This window comes from Nocardia sp. NPDC050799 (genome assembly GCF_040654015.1).
Lineage (GTDB): Bacteria > Actinomycetota > Actinomycetes > Mycobacteriales > Mycobacteriaceae > Nocardia.
This window is the reverse complement of the sequence record NZ_JBFAHF010000023.1, coordinates 53,689-70,222: the sequence shown is the minus strand read 5'-3', so window position 1 is coordinate 70,222 and position 16,534 is coordinate 53,689. Positions and strand designations below refer to the sequence as shown.

13 protein-coding genes and 2 tRNA genes are annotated in these 16,534 nt (G+C 68.7%); 9 read left to right on the top strand and 6 right to left on the bottom strand.

Annotation, left to right across the window (positions count from 1 at the left end):
* Positions 1 to 28: 28 nt before the first annotated feature.
* From AB0H42_RS22975 to AB0H42_RS22960, 4 genes are all read left to right on the top strand, one after another.
* Positions 29 to 1,648 (top strand): acyl-CoA synthetase, encoded by a 1,620-nt coding sequence (locus tag AB0H42_RS22975; RefSeq protein ID WP_357058873.1) that lies wholly within the window; start codon positions 29 to 31, stop codon positions 1,646 to 1,648.
* Positions 1,649 to 1,817: 169 nt separating this feature from the next.
* Positions 1,818 to 3,464, top strand: coding sequence for an acyl-CoA synthetase (locus AB0H42_RS22970; RefSeq protein WP_357058870.1), 1,647 nt, complete (start codon positions 1,818 to 1,820; stop codon positions 3,462 to 3,464).
* Between the two features lie 249 nt (positions 3,465 to 3,713).
* Positions 3,714 to 4,277, top strand: coding sequence for a hypothetical protein (locus AB0H42_RS22965; protein ID WP_357058867.1), 564 nt, complete (start codon positions 3,714 to 3,716; stop codon positions 4,275 to 4,277).
* A gap of 186 nt (positions 4,278 to 4,463) precedes the next feature.
* Entirely contained in the window at positions 4,464 to 5,909 is a 1,446-nt protein-coding gene (locus AB0H42_RS22960) for a PepSY domain-containing protein (RefSeq protein ID WP_357058864.1), read from the top strand.
* A gap of 44 nt (positions 5,910 to 5,953) precedes the next feature.
* Here AB0H42_RS22960 and galK read toward each other — a convergent pair whose 3' ends face one another.
* Positions 5,954 to 7,105, bottom strand: coding sequence for a galactokinase (gene galK, locus AB0H42_RS22955; protein WP_357058861.1), 1,152 nt, complete (start codon positions 7,103 to 7,105; stop codon positions 5,954 to 5,956).
* 437 nt (positions 7,106 to 7,542) lie between these two features.
* On the opposite strand from galK, the gene AB0H42_RS22950 reads away from it, so the two are divergent.
* Positions 7,543 to 8,931, top strand: coding sequence for a GGDEF domain-containing protein (locus AB0H42_RS22950; RefSeq protein ID WP_357058858.1), 1,389 nt, complete (start codon positions 7,543 to 7,545; stop codon positions 8,929 to 8,931).
* Between the two features lie 231 nt (positions 8,932 to 9,162).
* Here AB0H42_RS22950 and AB0H42_RS22945 read toward each other — a convergent pair whose 3' ends face one another.
* Positions 9,163 to 9,876 carry a DUF6319 family protein gene (locus AB0H42_RS22945; protein ID WP_357058855.1) on the bottom strand — a complete coding sequence of 238 codons (714 nt, stop codon included), beginning with the start codon at positions 9,874 to 9,876 and terminating at the stop codon, positions 9,163 to 9,165.
* A gap of 200 nt (positions 9,877 to 10,076) precedes the next feature.
* Here AB0H42_RS22945 and AB0H42_RS22940 point away from each other — a divergent pair, with 200 nt between their 5' ends.
* Together AB0H42_RS22940 and AB0H42_RS22935 are read left to right on the top strand one after the other, a co-directional pair.
* On the top strand, positions 10,077 to 10,892 hold the full coding sequence (locus tag AB0H42_RS22940; RefSeq protein WP_357058852.1) for a nuclear transport factor 2 family protein: 816 nt from the start codon (positions 10,077 to 10,079) through the stop codon (positions 10,890 to 10,892).
* A gap of 326 nt (positions 10,893 to 11,218) precedes the next feature.
* On the top strand, positions 11,219 to 12,220 hold the full coding sequence (locus tag AB0H42_RS22935) for a diiron oxygenase (protein WP_357058849.1): 1,002 nt from the start codon (positions 11,219 to 11,221) through the stop codon (positions 12,218 to 12,220).
* 55 nt (positions 12,221 to 12,275) lie between these two features.
* Here the strand turns inward: AB0H42_RS22935 and AB0H42_RS22930 are convergent, their stop codons facing one another.
* On the bottom strand, positions 12,276 to 13,007 hold the full coding sequence (locus AB0H42_RS22930) for a TetR/AcrR family transcriptional regulator (protein ID WP_357058846.1): 732 nt from the start codon (positions 13,005 to 13,007) through the stop codon (positions 12,276 to 12,278).
* A gap of 529 nt (positions 13,008 to 13,536) precedes the next feature.
* On the opposite strand from AB0H42_RS22930, the gene AB0H42_RS22925 reads away from it, so the two are divergent.
* Positions 13,537 to 13,719: a hypothetical protein gene (locus AB0H42_RS22925; RefSeq protein WP_357058844.1), complete on the top strand. Its 183-nt coding sequence runs from the start codon at positions 13,537 to 13,539 to the stop codon at positions 13,717 to 13,719.
* Positions 13,720 to 13,888: 169 nt separating this feature from the next.
* Here the strand turns inward: AB0H42_RS22925 and AB0H42_RS22920 are convergent, their stop codons facing one another.
* The 3 genes from AB0H42_RS22920 to AB0H42_RS22910 all read right to left on the bottom strand — a co-directional run bounded on the left by AB0H42_RS22920 (position 13,889) and on the right by AB0H42_RS22910 (position 15,497).
* A complete protein-coding gene (locus AB0H42_RS22920; RefSeq protein ID WP_357058841.1) occupies positions 13,889 to 14,329 on the bottom strand; it encodes a nitroreductase family deazaflavin-dependent oxidoreductase in 441 nt (146 codons plus the stop codon).
* 813 nt (positions 14,330 to 15,142) lie between these two features.
* Positions 15,143 to 15,216: transfer RNA gene (locus AB0H42_RS22915), tRNA-Met, on the bottom strand.
* A 207-nt stretch (positions 15,217 to 15,423) separates the two neighbouring features.
* Positions 15,424 to 15,497 (bottom strand) — tRNA-Met (locus tag AB0H42_RS22910).
* A gap of 561 nt (positions 15,498 to 16,058) precedes the next feature.
* On the opposite strand from AB0H42_RS22910, the gene AB0H42_RS22905 reads away from it, so the two are divergent.
* Positions 16,059 to 16,394, top strand: coding sequence for a transglycosylase family protein (locus AB0H42_RS22905; protein WP_357058838.1), 336 nt, complete (start codon positions 16,059 to 16,061; stop codon positions 16,392 to 16,394).
* Positions 16,395 to 16,534 lie beyond the last annotated feature (140 nt).

Sequence of the window (16,534 nt, the reverse complement as noted above, 5' to 3'; positions counted from 1 at the left end):
ACGCGAGGATCTGTGGAGGTGTTCGAAGGTGAACCTGGCGCACACGCTGGAAGTCGTCAAGGCATACGGGCTGCTGCAGTCCAGCGGATTCATCGATCTGAAGAATCCGGGGGAAACGCTGCGAACGCTGAAGGATTCCAAGACCTACATCCCGCAGGCCACCCTGATCATGCACTCCGCGCGCATCGCGCCGGACGCGCCCGGGCTGGCCGACGAACGCGGTGAGCTGACCTACCGCGAACTGGACGAGCAGTCCACCAAGATCGCGCACGGGCTGCGCGACGCGGGGATCACCGAGGGCACTGTGATCGGCATCCTCGCCCGGGACCATCGCGGACTGATCCTCTCCATGGCCGCCGCAGGCAAGCTCGGTGTGAAGATCGCCCTGATGAACACCGGCTTCGCCAAACCGCAGTTCGCCGAGGTGTGCGAACGGGAGCAGGTCAAGGCGGTCCTGCACGACAGCGAGTTCCTCGGTCTGCTCGACGCGCTGCCCGCCGAAATGCCCCGATTCCTCACCTGGGTCGACGAGGGCACCGAAGTTCCCGCGGGCGCCCGGACGCTGGACGACCTGATCGCCGAGAACGGCACCGAGACACTGCCGGTGCCCGCCAAACCGGGTGGTTTCATCATCCTCACCAGCGGCACCACCGGTCTGCCGAAGGGCGCGCCGCGGGAGAAGGCCAGCCCGGTGGCGACCGCGCAGTTCCTGGACCGGATGCCGTTCCCGAAGCGCGGCACCGTCGTCATCGTCTCGCCGATCTTCCACAGCACCGGTCTGGGTACCTACCTGGTGAGCATCGGCCTCACCAACAAGATCGTCATGCGGCGCCGGTTCGACGCCGAGGCCACCCTGAAGATGATCTCCGACCACAAGGCCCAGTTGCTGGTCGCGGTGCCGACCATGCTGCACCGGATGGTGGAACTGCCCGCCGAGGTCCGCGCGAAGTACGACACGTCCTCGCTGAAGGGGATCATCCTGGCGGGTTCGGCACTGTCGCCGGAGTTGTGCGTCAAGGCGACCGAGACATTCGGGCACGTGCTGTACAACCTCTACGGCTCCACCGAGGTCGCTATCGCCACCGTGGCCCAGCCGGCCGACCTGGCCAAGGCCCCCGGTACGGTCGGCCGCCCGCCGCTCACCTGCGACGTCCGCCTCTACGACGACAACGACAAGGCCGTGACCACCAAGAATGTCACCGCCCGGATCTTCGTCCGCAGTGGCGCGCCCTTCGAGGGCTACACCGACGGCCGGCACAAGCAGATCATCGACGGCTACATGTCCAGCGGCGACGTCGGCCATTTCACCGAGGACGGCCTGCTCATGGTGGATGGCCGCGACGACGACATGATCGTCTCCGGTGGAGAGAACGTCTTCCCGCAGGAGGTCGAGAACCTGCTGCTCGAGCGCGAGGACATCTTCGACGCCGCGGTGGTCGGCGTGGACGATGTGGAGTTCGGGAAGCGGCTGCGCGCGTTCGTCGTCCCCGAGCCCGGGCACACTCCGGACGAGGCCGAGATCAAGTCCTACGTCAAGGAGAACCTGGCCCGGTACAAGGTGCCGCGCGAGGTCGTCTTCCTCGACGATCTGCCGCGCAACCCGACCGGCAAACTGCTGCGCCGGGTGCTGGTGGAATACGAGGTCTGACAACCTTTCTCGACGGGAAACCGGGAATTCTCACAGTAGTATCCCGGTTTCCCTACTGTCCGAGACAATGGGCCGGCAGCCCCCGCGATGGTTGCTAGGGTGGGCGGTGCACAGGAGTTCGAGGAGGTAGCCGCCGTTCCCGGCGGTACACCGCGGAAGGTTGTCGCCGATGACATTGTCGCTGCCCGGCCCCGTTCGCAGAGCCGGCGATATCGCCTCGGCCGTGAACGTGATGCGCAAACGTGGTCTCTTCGATCCGTTGCGGCTCGACCATGCCCTCCGGTCGATGAGCAACGCGACCAAGTACGGCCCATTCGCCGGTGTGGTCATGCACGCCGCGCAGACCCGCCCCGGCTCTCCCGCCATCGTCGACGAGTCGGGGGAACTCACCTTCCGCGAACTCGACGACCGCTCGAACGCCTTCGCTCGCGGCCTCACCGAACGCGGACTGCGGCCCGGCGATGTGGTCGCGGTCCTGGCCCGCGACCACCGCGGCATGGTGCTGAGCATGTTGACGGCCGGCAAACTCGGCCTGCGCGCGGTCCTGATGAACACCGGCTTCGCCAAGCCACAGTTCGCCGACGTGGCCGAACGCGAGAAGATCAAAGCGGTGCTGCACGACAGCGAGTTCTTCGACCTGATGAGCGCCGTCCCCGCCGAGATCCCGCGCATCCTCACCTGGGTCGACGAATCCGATGGTGCCGACCCCGCGATCCCGACGGTCGAATCCGTATCGGCGGGGCAGTCCATCGCACCGCTGGCGGCACCCGCAAAACCGGGTGGGACGGTCATCCTCACCAGCGGTACCACCGGCACGCCCAAGGGCGCCCCGCGCGACAAGGTCAGCCCGTTCATCACCGCCCAGTTCATCGACCGGGTGCCGCTGCCGATCGACGGCACCATGGTGATGGCCGCGCCCATCTTCCACGGCACCGGACTGTCCCAGTTCTCCCTGGGCCTGGCGCTGGGCAACCGGGTGGTGTTCCAGCAGCGCCGGTTCGACCCCGAGCTCACTCTGGCCAATATCGCCCGCTATCGGGCGGATTCACTGGTCGTGGTGCCCACCATGCTGCAACGCATCCTGGACCAGCCGAAAGAGGTGCTCGACCGCTACGACGTCTCCTCGCTCCAGGTGATCTTCGCGGCGGGCTCGGCCATCCAACCCGATGTGGTGGTACGCACGGGCGAGTACTTCGGAGAGGTGCTGTACAACCTGTACGGCTCCACCGAATGCGCGGTGATCACCGTGGCGACGCCGCAGGAGCTGAAGAAGTCGCCGACCACCGCGGGCCGGGCACCGGTCGGGGTGCGGATCGCCCTCTACGACGAGAACCGCAAGCGGATCACCGCGCCGAATGTCACCGGCACGATTTTCATCGACAACCCGCACGCCTTCAAGGCCTACACCGATGGGCGGACCAAGGAGACCGTCGACGGCATGATGTCCAGCGGCGATGTCGGGCATCTTGATTCCGACGGCCTGCTGTTCATCGACGGCCGCGACGACGACATGATCGTCTCCGGTGGCGAGAACGTGTTCCCGCAAGAGGTCGAACACCTCATCGCCGAACGCCCCGATGTACTCGAGGCCGCAGTGGTCGGCGTGGACGATCGGGAGTTCGGCAAACGACTGCGCGCCGTGGTGGTCCCGGGGCCGGATTCGAGACGCGACGCCCAGGAGATCAAGGATTACGTCAAAGCGAATCTGGCACGCTACAAGGTCCCGCGCGAAGTCGTGTTCCTCGACGAACTGCCGCGCAACGCCACCGGGAAACTGCTGCGGAAACCGCTGATGGAACTGGAACCCGGCAGCTGAACGCCGAGCCCGGGCAGCGGACCCGGGCCCTGGGCCGCAGGCCAGGACTCCGCGCCGCCCGGCGGTGATACCCGGACCGCTCCACCGACTGCCGCGAGAACCCGGGTCGCGCATGGTCGAGTCCGGTCGCTCGTCGGCGTCCTCGGCCGGCTCCGGATCCGGACGGTGTGGTGCGCACACCCGCCCCGGCGCGAGCGGGCCGTATCGGCTTCACCGCAGGCAGAGCGGGTGGTCGGATATCATCCTCTGGTGCGTATCAGGTTCGGTTCCACCCATGTGGTGGACCAGCTCGGCGCCGCTCGCGTCCGCGGTGCGGCGGCCGGCCTGATCTCGGGGGCCGTCTCGGTGGCCGCGCACGGCTGGGCGGACCGGATGAGCTCACCCGATGGGACGGCGGTCGTCCTGCTGGCGCTGGCGTCCGCGGCGGTCGGTGCCCTGGTCACCGGATTGCGCCCGCTGCGCACCGGAACCGCCGGACTTGCCACGGCACTGACAGCCGGGCAACTGCTCGGCCATCTAAGCCTCGGTTGGGGTTCCGGACATCTGCACCCCGGTGCTCTCCAGCCGACCCCCACCATGCTCGCGGCGCACGTCGTCGTCGCCGGCGCCGCGGCGGTGATCGTGCGCGGCGCCGAATTCGCCTACCGGGTCGCCGCGACCGCCCTCGCGCGCCTGGTTCCGGTTGCGCCCCGGCCACCGGCCCTCCCGGATCGACCCCCGCTGCGGCTACTTCATCGTGACCGGGTCGTCGCGTGGATTCTGGCGGCCGATACCGTCCGCACCCGGGCGCCGCCCCGGGCCGTCCTGCTCTGATCTTCCACCCGGCTGTCTCGGCCGGGCGCTGTCGTTCGCTGCGGTGACCCCGTACGCGCCCCGCGCCCATGGCCCCGGCCGGTTTCCCTCAGCGCGGCGTCCCGAGCCCTCGGTGCGCGCCGCGTCCCCGCGCACCCACCCACCTCCGACCGGGTGCCGGGCCGGCCCAGGACGCAGGTAACACCGATGAGTACCACCGAGGTCCCCGCGGCGCCCGAGGGCGCTGTCCCGGTGACCAGTTCGCCCCGGCAGCCGAGCAGGGGCGCGTTCCGCGCGCTCGCGCTACGACTGCATTTCTACGCCGGTCTCTTCGTGGGGCCGTTTCTCCTGATCGCGGCGGTGACCGGCGGGCTCTACGCCGTCGCGCCGACTATCGAATCCTTCGTGAACCGGGATCTGCTGACCGTGGATTCCCGTGGACCCGAGCGGCCCCTGGCCGAACAGGTGACCGCCGGGACCGCGGTCCGTCCCGACCTCACTCTGGTGGCGGTCGCGCCCGCGCCGGCGCCGGGTGACACCACCCGGGTGCTGTTCAGCGATCCCGCCCTCGGCGAATCCGAGCGGCGGGCCGTCTTCGTCGACCCGGTGACCGCGCAGCCGGTGGGCGAATCGGTGGTGTACGGCAGTTCCGGTGCGCTACCGTTCCGGGCGTGGGTGTCCCAGGTACACCGCCACCTGCATCTCGATGAACCCGGCCGGCTGTACTCCGAACTGGCGGCCTCCTGGCTGTGGCTGATCGCGCTCGCCGGACTCGCCCTGTGGATCCGGCGAGTACGCGGCCGGCGGCAGCGCGCCGCGGCGCGATGGCTGTTCGTCCCGAACCTCGCGAACGCGCGAGAACGCCGTTTGAACTGGCACGCGGTGGTCGGGGTGTGGATTCTCCCGGTTGCGCTGCTGCTCTCGGCCACCGGCCTGACCTGGTCGACCTATGCGGGCGCCAATATCGAGACACTCCGGGAGAACCTCGGCTGGACCACCCCCGCCGTCACGACCGCGCTGCCCGGGACGGTGGCGCCGGCCCAGACCGGGCACGGCGACCATCCCGGCGGCCATCCGGCCGGCCACTCGGTGCCGGCGGACCGGATCCAGCAAGTGGACCGGGTACTGGCCGCGGCACGCGCGGCCGGAGTCACCCGGCCCGCGGAGATAACGATCCCGGCGGCCGACGGGACCGCGTTCGCGGTGAAGGAACGACGGCTGCCGGGCACACTGACCGCCGATGCCGCGGCCGTCGACGGGGCCACCGGCACGGTCACCGATCGGCTCCCCTACGCCGAGTGGCCGTTCATGGCCAAGATGGCCAACTGGGGCATCCAGCTCCATATGGGCCTGATGTTCGGCGTGCTCAATCAGTTGTTGCTGCTGGCGGCGGCGATCGGGCTGATCACGGTGATCGTGCGGGGATATCTGATGTGGTGGCAGCGCCGGCCCACCGCAACGGCCCGCACCTTCGCGGTGGGCAGGCCGCCGCGCCGCGGCGCACTGCGCCGGTCGGCGATGCCGGCGGTGCCGGCGCTGGGCGCGGCTGCCCTGATCGGCTGGTTCGCTCCGGTGTTCGGTCTGAGCCTGCTGGCCTTCCTCGTGGTCGACGTCCTCGTCGGCGCGCTGCGCCGCGTGCGGCCGGCGGCCTGAGGGAGAAGGTCCGGTGCCACGGTAGCCGCGGCACCGGACCTTCCTCAATCGACCGGTCCGGCTCCCGGACCGGCTACGGCCTCGATGGTCCGCGCGTCGGGAAAACCCTTGCGCGCGAGGCTTTCCCGGACCTCTCGCTCGACCCGGCCGGCGGCAGCGGTATCGACCAGGGCGATGATGCTGCCCCCGAAACCGCCACCGACCATCCGTGACCCGTAGGCGCCGGCCGCGCGAGCGGCGTCCACCGCCGCGTCCAGCACCTCGGTGGACACTTCGAAATCGGCACGCAGCGAATCGTGTCCCGCATCGAGCAGCGGACCGATCTCGCGCGGGTCGGCGCCCGAGCGCAGCAGTTCCGCCACTGCGCGCACCCGGTCGTTCTCGCTCAGTACATGTCGGGCCCGCCGGTACAGCACCGGATCGGTGAGCCCGGACAGTTGCCCCGCGTCGTCGATATCGCGGAGCGATGCGACCCCGAGCGCCGCCGCGGCGGCGGCGCATTCGGCGCGCCGGGCGCCGTACCCCCCGGCCGCGTGCTCATGGGTCTGCCCCGTATCGATGACCAGCAGCCGCAGGCCGGTGGCCGCGAGATCGAATGGAATCTGGTCGAAACCGCCCGAATCGGCCGCATCGAAGGCGCGCACGTCCAGGTACAGGGCGTGTCCCGCGGTGCACAGGATGGACGCCGCCTGATCCAGGATTCCGGTGGGCGCGCCCACATAGTCGTTTTCGGCGGCCCGGGCGATATCGATCAGCTGCCGGTCGCCGACCTCCGGCGCACACAGATCACGGACCGCCACCGCGGCGGCGCAGCACAGCGCCGCCGAGGAGGAGAGCCCGGCCCCGGCCGGGACCGCGCCGTCGAAATCCAGCTCCAAGCCCGCGATCTCGTGTCCCCGGCGCCCGAACTCCGCGACGACGCCCAGCGGGTACCGCGCCCAGCCCGGCAGCAGGTCACGCTCGGTGGCCAGCGCCGCGGCCGGGAGCCGCACCGGTTCGCCCGGCCGCTGGCGCGAGCCCACCCGGACCAGATCGTCGGCGTGCCGGACACCTTCGCAGGTGACCACCAGGGGTATCGCTATCGGCAGCACGAAGCCGTCGTTGTAGTCGGTGTGCTCGCCGATCAGGTTGACCCGGCCCGGCGCCGACCATCGACGACGCCCGCCGGGGGTGATGTACTCCTCGCGTTCGGTCACCGGACCACCGTACGAGCCGCCCGCCGGTGCCCGAGATCCGCCGCGCCGCCACCATCGAGACACCTGTTACGACGTTGTTGCGCCAAGAGAGCGACAAATTCGACACTGCGTGTCATCATCGGATCCATAGTCCAGGTTTGGTGGGCCGGACGCACTGCGGACGGCTCGGACTTCCCCTCGTACAGGAACACTCGGTTTGCGTCAGCCGCCGCTCGATAGACAGGTAGAGCACGACAGACAGTTAAGGACCCAGGCCTGCGACGCGGCTCGATTTCACCGGGAATGGAGCGATCAAAGGGGGGCTGATGATCATCAGCGAACCGCAGGGAGCAGGGCGGCACGGTATCCACCGGATACGGTATGGCGCAGCGTTTTCCGTGATGGTGGGCGCGCCGCTCTTGGTGCATCTGATAGTCGGGTCCCGTCCGCTGTCGGTAGTGGCCACCTTGTTCGCGGCCGCCGGCACCGTTGTCATGATGGTCTTCGGCCTGCGCCGGCACCGTCCGTCACATCCGCTGCCGTGGTACCTGCTGGCCGGAGCCGCACTCCCCTTCGCGACCGGAACCGTGCTGCGGGAACTGACCGGCTACGCGTCCACCCCTCTCGACGAGATCTGCACACTCGTCGGTTACCTCGGCTCCGGTCTGGCGGCCCTGATGTGGCTGCGGCCGCGGCAGGCCCGGGCCCATCCCGATGTCATCCTGGATTCGGGACTGATCGGGCTCGGCGCGCTGCTGGCGTCGTGGATCTTCCTCATCGCACCTGTCCTGCACTCCGAGACCCCGGACGTCAACACGGTGACGGCGGTGGCCCTGCCGGTCTGCGATGCGCTGCTGCTGACCTTGCTGGCGCATTCGCTGGCCACCTCGAGCCGCTCGGAAACCTCGCTGCGCCTGCTACACACAGCCCTGGCGGGCGTGCTGGCGACCGATCTCGGGTACCGGCTGGTCGCGGCCGGCACCCTGAACACGGCACCGGAAGCGTTGATCCTTCCGCTGATCGGCGCGTACCTGGCCGCCGGGGCGGCGGCCCTGCACCCGACCATGGTGACGCTGGGTGCGCCGCGCACGATCCGGATCCACCATTCCCGCCAGCGCGCCAGTGTCATCGCCGTCGCCCTGGTGCTCTCCTCCCTGGTGCCGGTGGCCCGCGCCCCGCTGAGCCCGCTCGACCAGATCATCGTGTCCGCGGTGCTCGCCCTGCTGCTCATCGGATTGCTGATCCGCAGCGAACGCGCGATCGGTCACAGCGCCCGCAGCGAGCGGCGCGCCCAATACCAGGCCGACCACGATCCGCTCACCGGATTGCTCAACCGCTCCGCGCTGCTGCGGGTACTGCATCGTGAGCACCGGGACTGGGCCGAACGCGCGCTCTGTCTGCTGTTCATCGATCTCGACGAGTTCAAGGTGATCAACGACAGCTACGGGCACACCGTCGGCGACGAACTGATCGCCGAAGCCGCCACCCGGATCCGCTCCACCGTGCGCCGCGACGATGTGGTGGCCCGCTACGGCGGAGACGAATTCGTCGTCCTGGCTCCTTTGGAGCGGATGGAAGCAACCAAAATGGCCGAACGCCTGCTCGGGGTGTTCATGAAACCGTTCCAGCTCAGCACCGGCGAAGTGCCGCTTACGGCCAGTATCGGGCTGGCCTGCGGCGGCCCCCGCGATATCGACGCCAGCATCTACGACCTCATCCGCGACGCGGACGCGGCCATGTACCAGGCGAAACGGCGCGGCTTCGGCTACATGTTCCACGACTCGATCCGGTACACCCCCACCGAACCGAGCCGCCACGGCTGGCGGCCGCGGGAAACAGCTGTGTGATCCGCACTGCCGCCGGCGCCGTGGAGGCGGGCCCCGGCCCGACCAGGAACGCAGGTCCTCCGGAGAAGCAGTACAGAACCCGCTGCCGTGTGCCCGGCGAACCCGGATAGGCCCGCAACACCATCGGCGCTCAACTGTCGCCGATCCCTGGACGGTCGCCTCGCACTCCGAACCGGGGCGGATCCCGCCCGCGGAGGTGGCTCCGGGAGCGGGTCTACCGGCGAATGAGTATCAGTCCGTCAGTTCTTCGAGAAGTTTCCGCGCCTGCTCAAGTTCGGCCTGCAGCTGCTGGACCTTGGCTTCCTGGGCGCCCCGCACCGAGTCCAGTAGACCGTCCACCACCTCGGAGACCTCCGGCGGCAACAGTTTCGCCGCCTGCGCCACCGCCGTACCGGTGACCGGGATCGCCCGCGCGGTCCGCTTCTTACCCGCGGTGACATCCACGGTCCACTCACCGTCGGCGGTGCCGTTGATGGTGACGGTGACCTCCGGCGTCTTGGCCTTGCGCGCGGCCGGCGCCTTGGTCGCCTTGGGGGCGGCGGGGGTTCGCGGCGCCGTGGCCGGTTTCGGCTCGGCGGCAGCGCTCTTCACCGGGGCGGGCGCCGGTTTCCGGTCCGCGGCCGAGGGGGCGGAGGTGGACGGGGACGCGGCGGGAGTCACGGGCGGTTCCTTCTTCTCGGGGGCGGGTGGGGACGCGGGCGGCGCGGCGGCCGGCTTGTCACGCTGGGGTTTTACCATCGTGACCTCGGTGGGGCCGAAGGACAGCACATCCTTGGACCCAGTGGGCCGGATCTGCAGGAAGTCGCCGTCGGCGGGATCGCCGAGCGAGACCACCTTGCCCGACCGTCCCTCGGTGACCCCCACCGCCGCGGCGGTGAACCAGACCATCGGCGGGCGCCCCGCGTCGATCTCCGCGGCGATCTGCTCGAGGTCGTTGTCGGACAAAGGTTTCGGCTTCGCGTTCGCTGGTGTTCGCGACGGCATGGGGCACTCCGGGCAATCTCACTTGTTCGTCGAATAGCTGCGTGCACAGATGATGCCGCACCGCACCGACATTTTCACAAGCAGGCAGGGTTACGACACTCGGCCACCCATAGAACGTGTTCTATTGTGAGAGCGAATTCCGGCCACCGAAGGGAGTCACCGTGTCGCTGGACCCGACCGCCGCGGATCTGCGCGAGGCCGTTCTCGCCTCCCCTCGCGCCGTAGCGGCCCACGACCGGGCGGCGTGGGTGGGCCTGTTCGCGACCGGCGCGGTGGTCAACGATCCGGTCGGCTCGGATCCGCACACCGGATACGATGCGATCGCCCGGTTCTACGACACCTTCATCGCGCCCAACGACATCGTGTTCGACGTGGCCCACGATTTCGCCGGTCCGGCGACCGTGCTGCGCGATCTCACCATCACCATCACCATGTCGACCGGCGCCCGGGTCCGGGTGCCGATGCACCTGCGCTACGAGGTGGTCGAGCAGGACGGCACCCTGCGAATTGGATATCTGGCCGCGTACTGGGAACTGGTGCCCATGGTCGGGCAGCTCATGGGCACCGGCCCGAAGGGATGGCGGGCGGGCACTCGGCTCGGCGGCCTGCTGCTGCGCAATCAGGGCGTGCGCGGTCTGACGGGTATGGCCCGGGCGTGCACCGGTATCGGTGCCACCGGGAAGCGGATCGCGCACCGGCTGTGCGCGGCGGCGGCCGCCGGCGATACCGCGACGGTCACCGCACTGACCGGCGACCGCGGCACGGTGCGGCTGTGGTCGGGCGAGTCGATCGGCAGCGCGGAGCTGGCCGTACGAGCGCGCGGCCTACGACAGGGCAAAACACTGGCGGCGGGTCGTTCGGTTACGATCAGCGCCGATCTGCCGGCGGGTCCGGCGCTGCTGATCTTGGACTTCCACCCCACCCGGGACCGGATCGAGACCCTGCGAGTACACACGGACACTGTCCCCGCGCGGTAGCGGCCAGGTCCTCGTGCGCGGCTGGATCGGCACCCATGGCTACCGCGCCCGGAGGCGCTCGACGCGCAGGGGTGGCCGCAAACCGGCGATATCGGCACTCTCGGTCGCACCGCATCGTGACCCGGCGGGCAGCCCCCGCACGCATCCGCGTGACCGGGGGTACGACCTGGGGCGCAGCCTTCGCGCACCACCCCCGGCCACACATTCGCACTCATCCCCCCACGGCACGATTGCACACCGGCTCCGCGCGCTCTATTTACTGAGACGCCGAGTCCCGGTAAATTCGTCCGTAGAGAGATGTACGCCATACGCACGAGGAGGCACCGATGACGCCGTCGACTCTGCCGCGGGTTCCCAAGCTGGACACCCGGTACCGCGAGACGCTGGAAACACTGTCGGAGGGCTCGGTGCACCGCCGGTTCGATCCGTATCTGGACATCGATTGGGATGCACCCGAACACGCCCTCGACCGCGACGATCCCCGATGGATCCTCTCCCCCGACTACGATCCGCTCGGCGCCACCCGCTGGTATCGGGAACTGCCGCCGGCGAAACAGATCGAGATCGGCCGCTGGCGGATCGCCAATGCCGTCAAGGTCGGCGCGGCCTTCGAAACCGTGCTCATCCGCGGGATGATGCAGTACATCGCGAAACTGCCCAACGGGTCGCCGGAATTCCGCTACTGCCTGCACGAGATGACCGAAGAGTGCAACCACATCCAGATGTTCCAGGAGCTGGTGAACCGGATCGGCGACGATGTCCCCGGGATGCGGCCGATCTTCCGGGCGCTCTCCCCGTTCATCGGGGTGGCCGGTGGCTACGCCCACGTGGTGCTGTTCCTGGGCATCCTCGGCGGCGAGGAGCCGATCGACCACTACCAGAAGGCGATGATCCGCAACGGCGCGAACCTACCGCCGCTGGTGGTGCGGACGATGGAGATCCATATCGCCGAGGAGGCGCGCCACATCTCCTTCGCGGGAGAGTTCCTGCGCGCGCATATCGCGAAGCTCGGACCGGTTTCGACCGCGCTGTGCGGGCTGTCCTTCCCGCTGGCGCTGCGCTGGCTGGCCGGGGAGATCATGGCGCCGCCGCCGGAGTTCGCCCGTCGCTTCGACGTGCCGCGCGAGGTCATCGAGGAGGCGTTCTGGCGGAGCCCGAACTCGCGCCGGATCCTGTCCGGCTACTTCGGCGATATGCGGACCCTCGCCGACGAGCTCGGCCTGATGAACCCGGTCACCTCGCGGCTGTGGCGGGCACTCGGAATCGACGGCGACCGCTCGCGCTACCGCAGCGAACCGGAACGCCGGGTTCGGGCCTCGGTGGCCTGACCCGGAACGGCCGGGCCGACCGACGACGTTCGGCCCGGTCGACGGCCCCGCGCACTCACGGGGCCGAACCACGCAGTCCGGCGACCACCTGCGCCAGTTCCCGGTCCGGGTCCACCGTCACACCGACCGTCCGGGCCGCGCCGTCGAGGATGTACCAGGCGTAGCCGGAGAGGTCCGCGACCATCTCCGCTCGCGTCCGGCTCGGCTCCGGATCGGCGACCCACGCGGCCAGCACCCCTTCGACCATGGTCACCACGGCGAACGGCACCGGCTCCAGCGCGGCCGACTCCACCTCCATGATGCGGGCGATCGCATCGATCAGCTCGCGTGACCGCTCGGCGATCCGGATCTTCAGGCTGGAGACGGCGTCCACGCTGTCGGGCCCGCCGACCGGCGGGCCGGTCCGCGCGAACGCGGCCAGGTTGGGGTGGTCGCCCATCCAGTCCGCGACCGCGCGAACCGTTCGGGTGATGATCTCGCGCACCGAGCCGCACGATACGTCCAGCTGCGCGTCCAGCACGGCCCCCAGATCGTCGATCAGGTACGACCGGATGCGCCGGTCCAGATCCTCCCGGCCGCTGAACTGCCGGTACACCACGGATTTGGCGACTCCGGCCCGTTCGGCGATCTGCCGCACGGGCACATCCGCGCCCAGCGGCTTCTCCTCCAGCAGTTCGACCGCGGCCCGCAGGATGCGCAACTGACGCTCGGTATTGTGCTGTTCCCAGCGCGCCTCGTATCCGTTGATCTCCCCCGGAATCCGCGATCGCGACGACGCCACCGACATGCCTGGCAGTCTACTCAGCACCGCTGCCGGGAGCGGCCGCTCCCGCGTCGTTCTGCTCCGTCGACCGCCCTACCGGGGATTTCTTCACCGGGATTTCATATGCCGCGCCGTTCTGCACGATCAAATGAAAGCACATTTACACCGGCATCAATTCGAGATTGCGCGCATACATTACGCAATACATTCGCTATATATTACAAACCGGTCGTTTTGTCGACTCCGGAAGCGACGACGCATCGCGTAGCATCGGAAGATGTTCTCGCACAGACACATCCAGAATACCGTGCAGACAGATGGTTCCACCAGGAATAAGTTACGGGCTGCCCACGGATTCCAATCTGTGGGCAGCCGGTGCGAAAAACGCTAGAATTGCGGCACATTGGTACCGGGCGGGTCCGGCGATCTGCTGTCACTACGTTGCTCGGTCGCGGGAATTCCGGCGACACCGGTTACGGGGGGCGGCGCAAACGGAGCAGCGTACGAATACGCGCAGCGACCCGCCGGCGCACCACGCGTACAGGAGGCAAGGATGCCCGACAACACCGGCCCCGAGGAGAACGACGTGGAATCGACCGCCGAGCACGCACCCGTGATCTGGCCGGAGCCCAGCCGGCTGGATTCCTGGTGGCGCGACATCATGACCGATCCGACCGCCGCGGCTTCGGTCGCGGAGTCCGAACCGGCGCCCCCGAGCCTCACCCGTAACGGCTGAGCCGCCCACCGGCCCATCCGCCGGGCCCGGCGCCGCAAGGCGTCGACACCCGTCGCCGATCCGGCGCCGGACCACCAGGCGATACCGCGCCCGGGCATCGCGGCGCCCGCATATGGACACCCGTCGAAGCAGTCCGCCTACTCGAGATACTCGTCGCGGCCGCGCGCGGCTAAGCGTCTCCCACCGTGGGCGTGAGCCGGACCAATGGGATCTCCCGGTCGGTGCGCTTCTGGTAATCCCCGTATACGGGATAGGCGGCGGTGATCCGGGACCACAGCGGCGCCCGCTGCTCCGCGGAGAGGACATGTGCGGTCATCGGCCGGCGCGGACCGTTGCGGAACGAGACCTCGACGGCAGGATTGTCGCGAAGGTTCCGGTACCACGCCGGATGGGTCGGGTCGCCGGCCCGGGACGCGACGATGATGTAGTCGTCGCCCTCGACGACCGGAGCGGTCAGCATGACCGAGCGCGGTTGCCCGCTCTTACGGCCGACGGTGGTCAGTTCCAACGCCGGCATCCCGAAGTATTCGGTGCCGAGACGGCCGAAGCTGATACGCAGCAGAGCTCGGTGCACGGTGTTGACGGCCTTCAGCGTGAAATCAGATGGCACGACGGTTCATCCCCTCCGGTTCGCGGCAGTTGATACAGCAAAGCAGCTCGGTCGGCGTCCGGCAACGCCGCACACTCCCCCCTCCGCCGGAGCCCGCCGGCGGGTGCTGCATGGCGAACCGCTACCGCCGGAGCCCATGACGCCACCGGGTTCCGCCGTGGAAACCCGCCCGGCGCTGTACGGCGGCAGCGAACTCGCCGACCTGCTGCGCACCCGGCACGTCACCCACGCCTTCGTGACACCCGTCGCGCTGGCCGTACCCGAATCGGTTGCCCCATGCCCATCGAGGGCAGCCGGCGGGCGGCTGTGCACCCTCGGCATCGCCGCCCGAAAGGCCGTTGAATTGCACCGATGTAATTTATCGGATGCATGCCTGCTATTACTGATTCGCCCGATCATAAATGCTTCTCGACCATCCGTTTCGAACGATCTTCGCCGCCCGGAACCGGCCCCGAGGCGCTATCTTTGATGTAATAGCTACATGATTGCCCATTCTTTTGCTGCGGCAACGCATCCGGCCACCGGCGGGCCCACCACCCTGGGCAGCACGCCGAACCTTTACCGACCCAGGACGATTCGGGCAGGACGGCAGCTCGCGTGAGCGCCGCGAGAGCCGGTCGCCGGACCGGCCTCGGCGACGCCATTCCCGCCGGCCGATCGCATGACGGAGAACCACCCACGACCGTCGAGCTCCGCGGCGACGTCGGTCGGCTCAGCCCTCCCAGGGGCAGGGGCGGCGGGCGCCGGGCGGCGAGGCCCCGACACAGAAAAGGGAAGGTCCCGGAGAGATTCTCTCCGGGACCTTCCCTGTAGTAGCGGGGACAGGATTTGAACCTGCGACCTCTGGGTTATGAGCCCAGCGAGCTACCGAGCTGCTCCACCCCGCGTTGGGTGTCCCCAACACTACGCACTACCTGTCGCAACACCAAAACGTGCCGCTGAGCTGGCCTTGCGGCGATCACAGGCGGGCCCCGAGCAGCCGAGGCGGCGTCCGATCGCGCGGCGGCAGCCGCCCTGTGACGTCCGGCCGGCCCGACCGGACCATAGAAACGGAGAAGGCCCCGGAACCGTGGTTCCGGGGCCTTCTCCGTTAGTAGCGGGGACAGGATTTGAACCTGCGACCTCTGGGTTATGAGCCCAGCGAGCTACCGAGCTGCTCCACCCCGCGTTGGGTGAACACAACATTACACACGGCTGCCGATGACTGCCAAATCGCCAGCTCAAAGCGCGTATCGGCCGGCGAACCCGCGGGCCGAACCGGCGGCCACCGGGTGCCCACCGGACCCTCTCGGCAACCAACGACGTTCTCGCGCCCGGGGCTCCACAGCGGCAAATCAGACAGTAGGCCTCAAAACGTTAACGGTGCGATTGCCCGTTGTCCCGATCGCTATACGCGTGACACGAATTACCCAAATTCGGTGATCCCGGTCACATTTCCGTGTTGTCGAAGACCGCCATGGGTACCGGAAAAATCCGTTTATGACCTGGACTTTTTCATATATTCCCGCTTTGCACCAAACGACGTATTGATAGTTATCGATACGTGATCTGACGAGATTTCTTCGTTACCGTCGTTCGCAGGCCCCGACCAGACCGGGACGGGCCGACCGAACCGGAGAACGCCGGCAACCCTGTCCCACGGTTCGGATCAAACCCCGACACATCACCTGGGGACAGGGGCACGCAAGCTTCCAACGCGCTGCCGGTGGGCACAGGGAGGGATTCGCATATGTCCAAGACCCGAAAGTTCAGCACCCGCGTTCTCGGCATGACCGCTATCGCCGGGGCCCTCGTTGCCGTACCGTTCGGTCTTTCCACCGCCACCGCAACGGCTGCCTCGGGCAACTGGGACGCCGTCGCCGAGTGCGAGAGCAGTGGCAACTGGTCCACCAACACCGGCAACGGCTTCTACGGCGGCCTGCAGTTCACCCAGAGCACCTGGGAGGCCAACGGCGGCAACGGCAGCGCCGCGAATGCCAGCCGTGAGGAGCAGATCCGCGTGGCCGAGAACGTCCTCGCCACTCAGGGCCCCGGTGCGTGGCCGGTGTGCGGCCAGTACCTGTGACCCGGCCCGGCGCGCGCTGAGCGCGACGCCATCCAGTGCGTACGAAGAGGCGGGGGGGCACAGCACCCTCGGCAGCCCGCACGGAGGGTTTGTGGCCCCGCGGACCGCGCCACCCCCCCCCGCCCGCCCCCCCGCCGGCG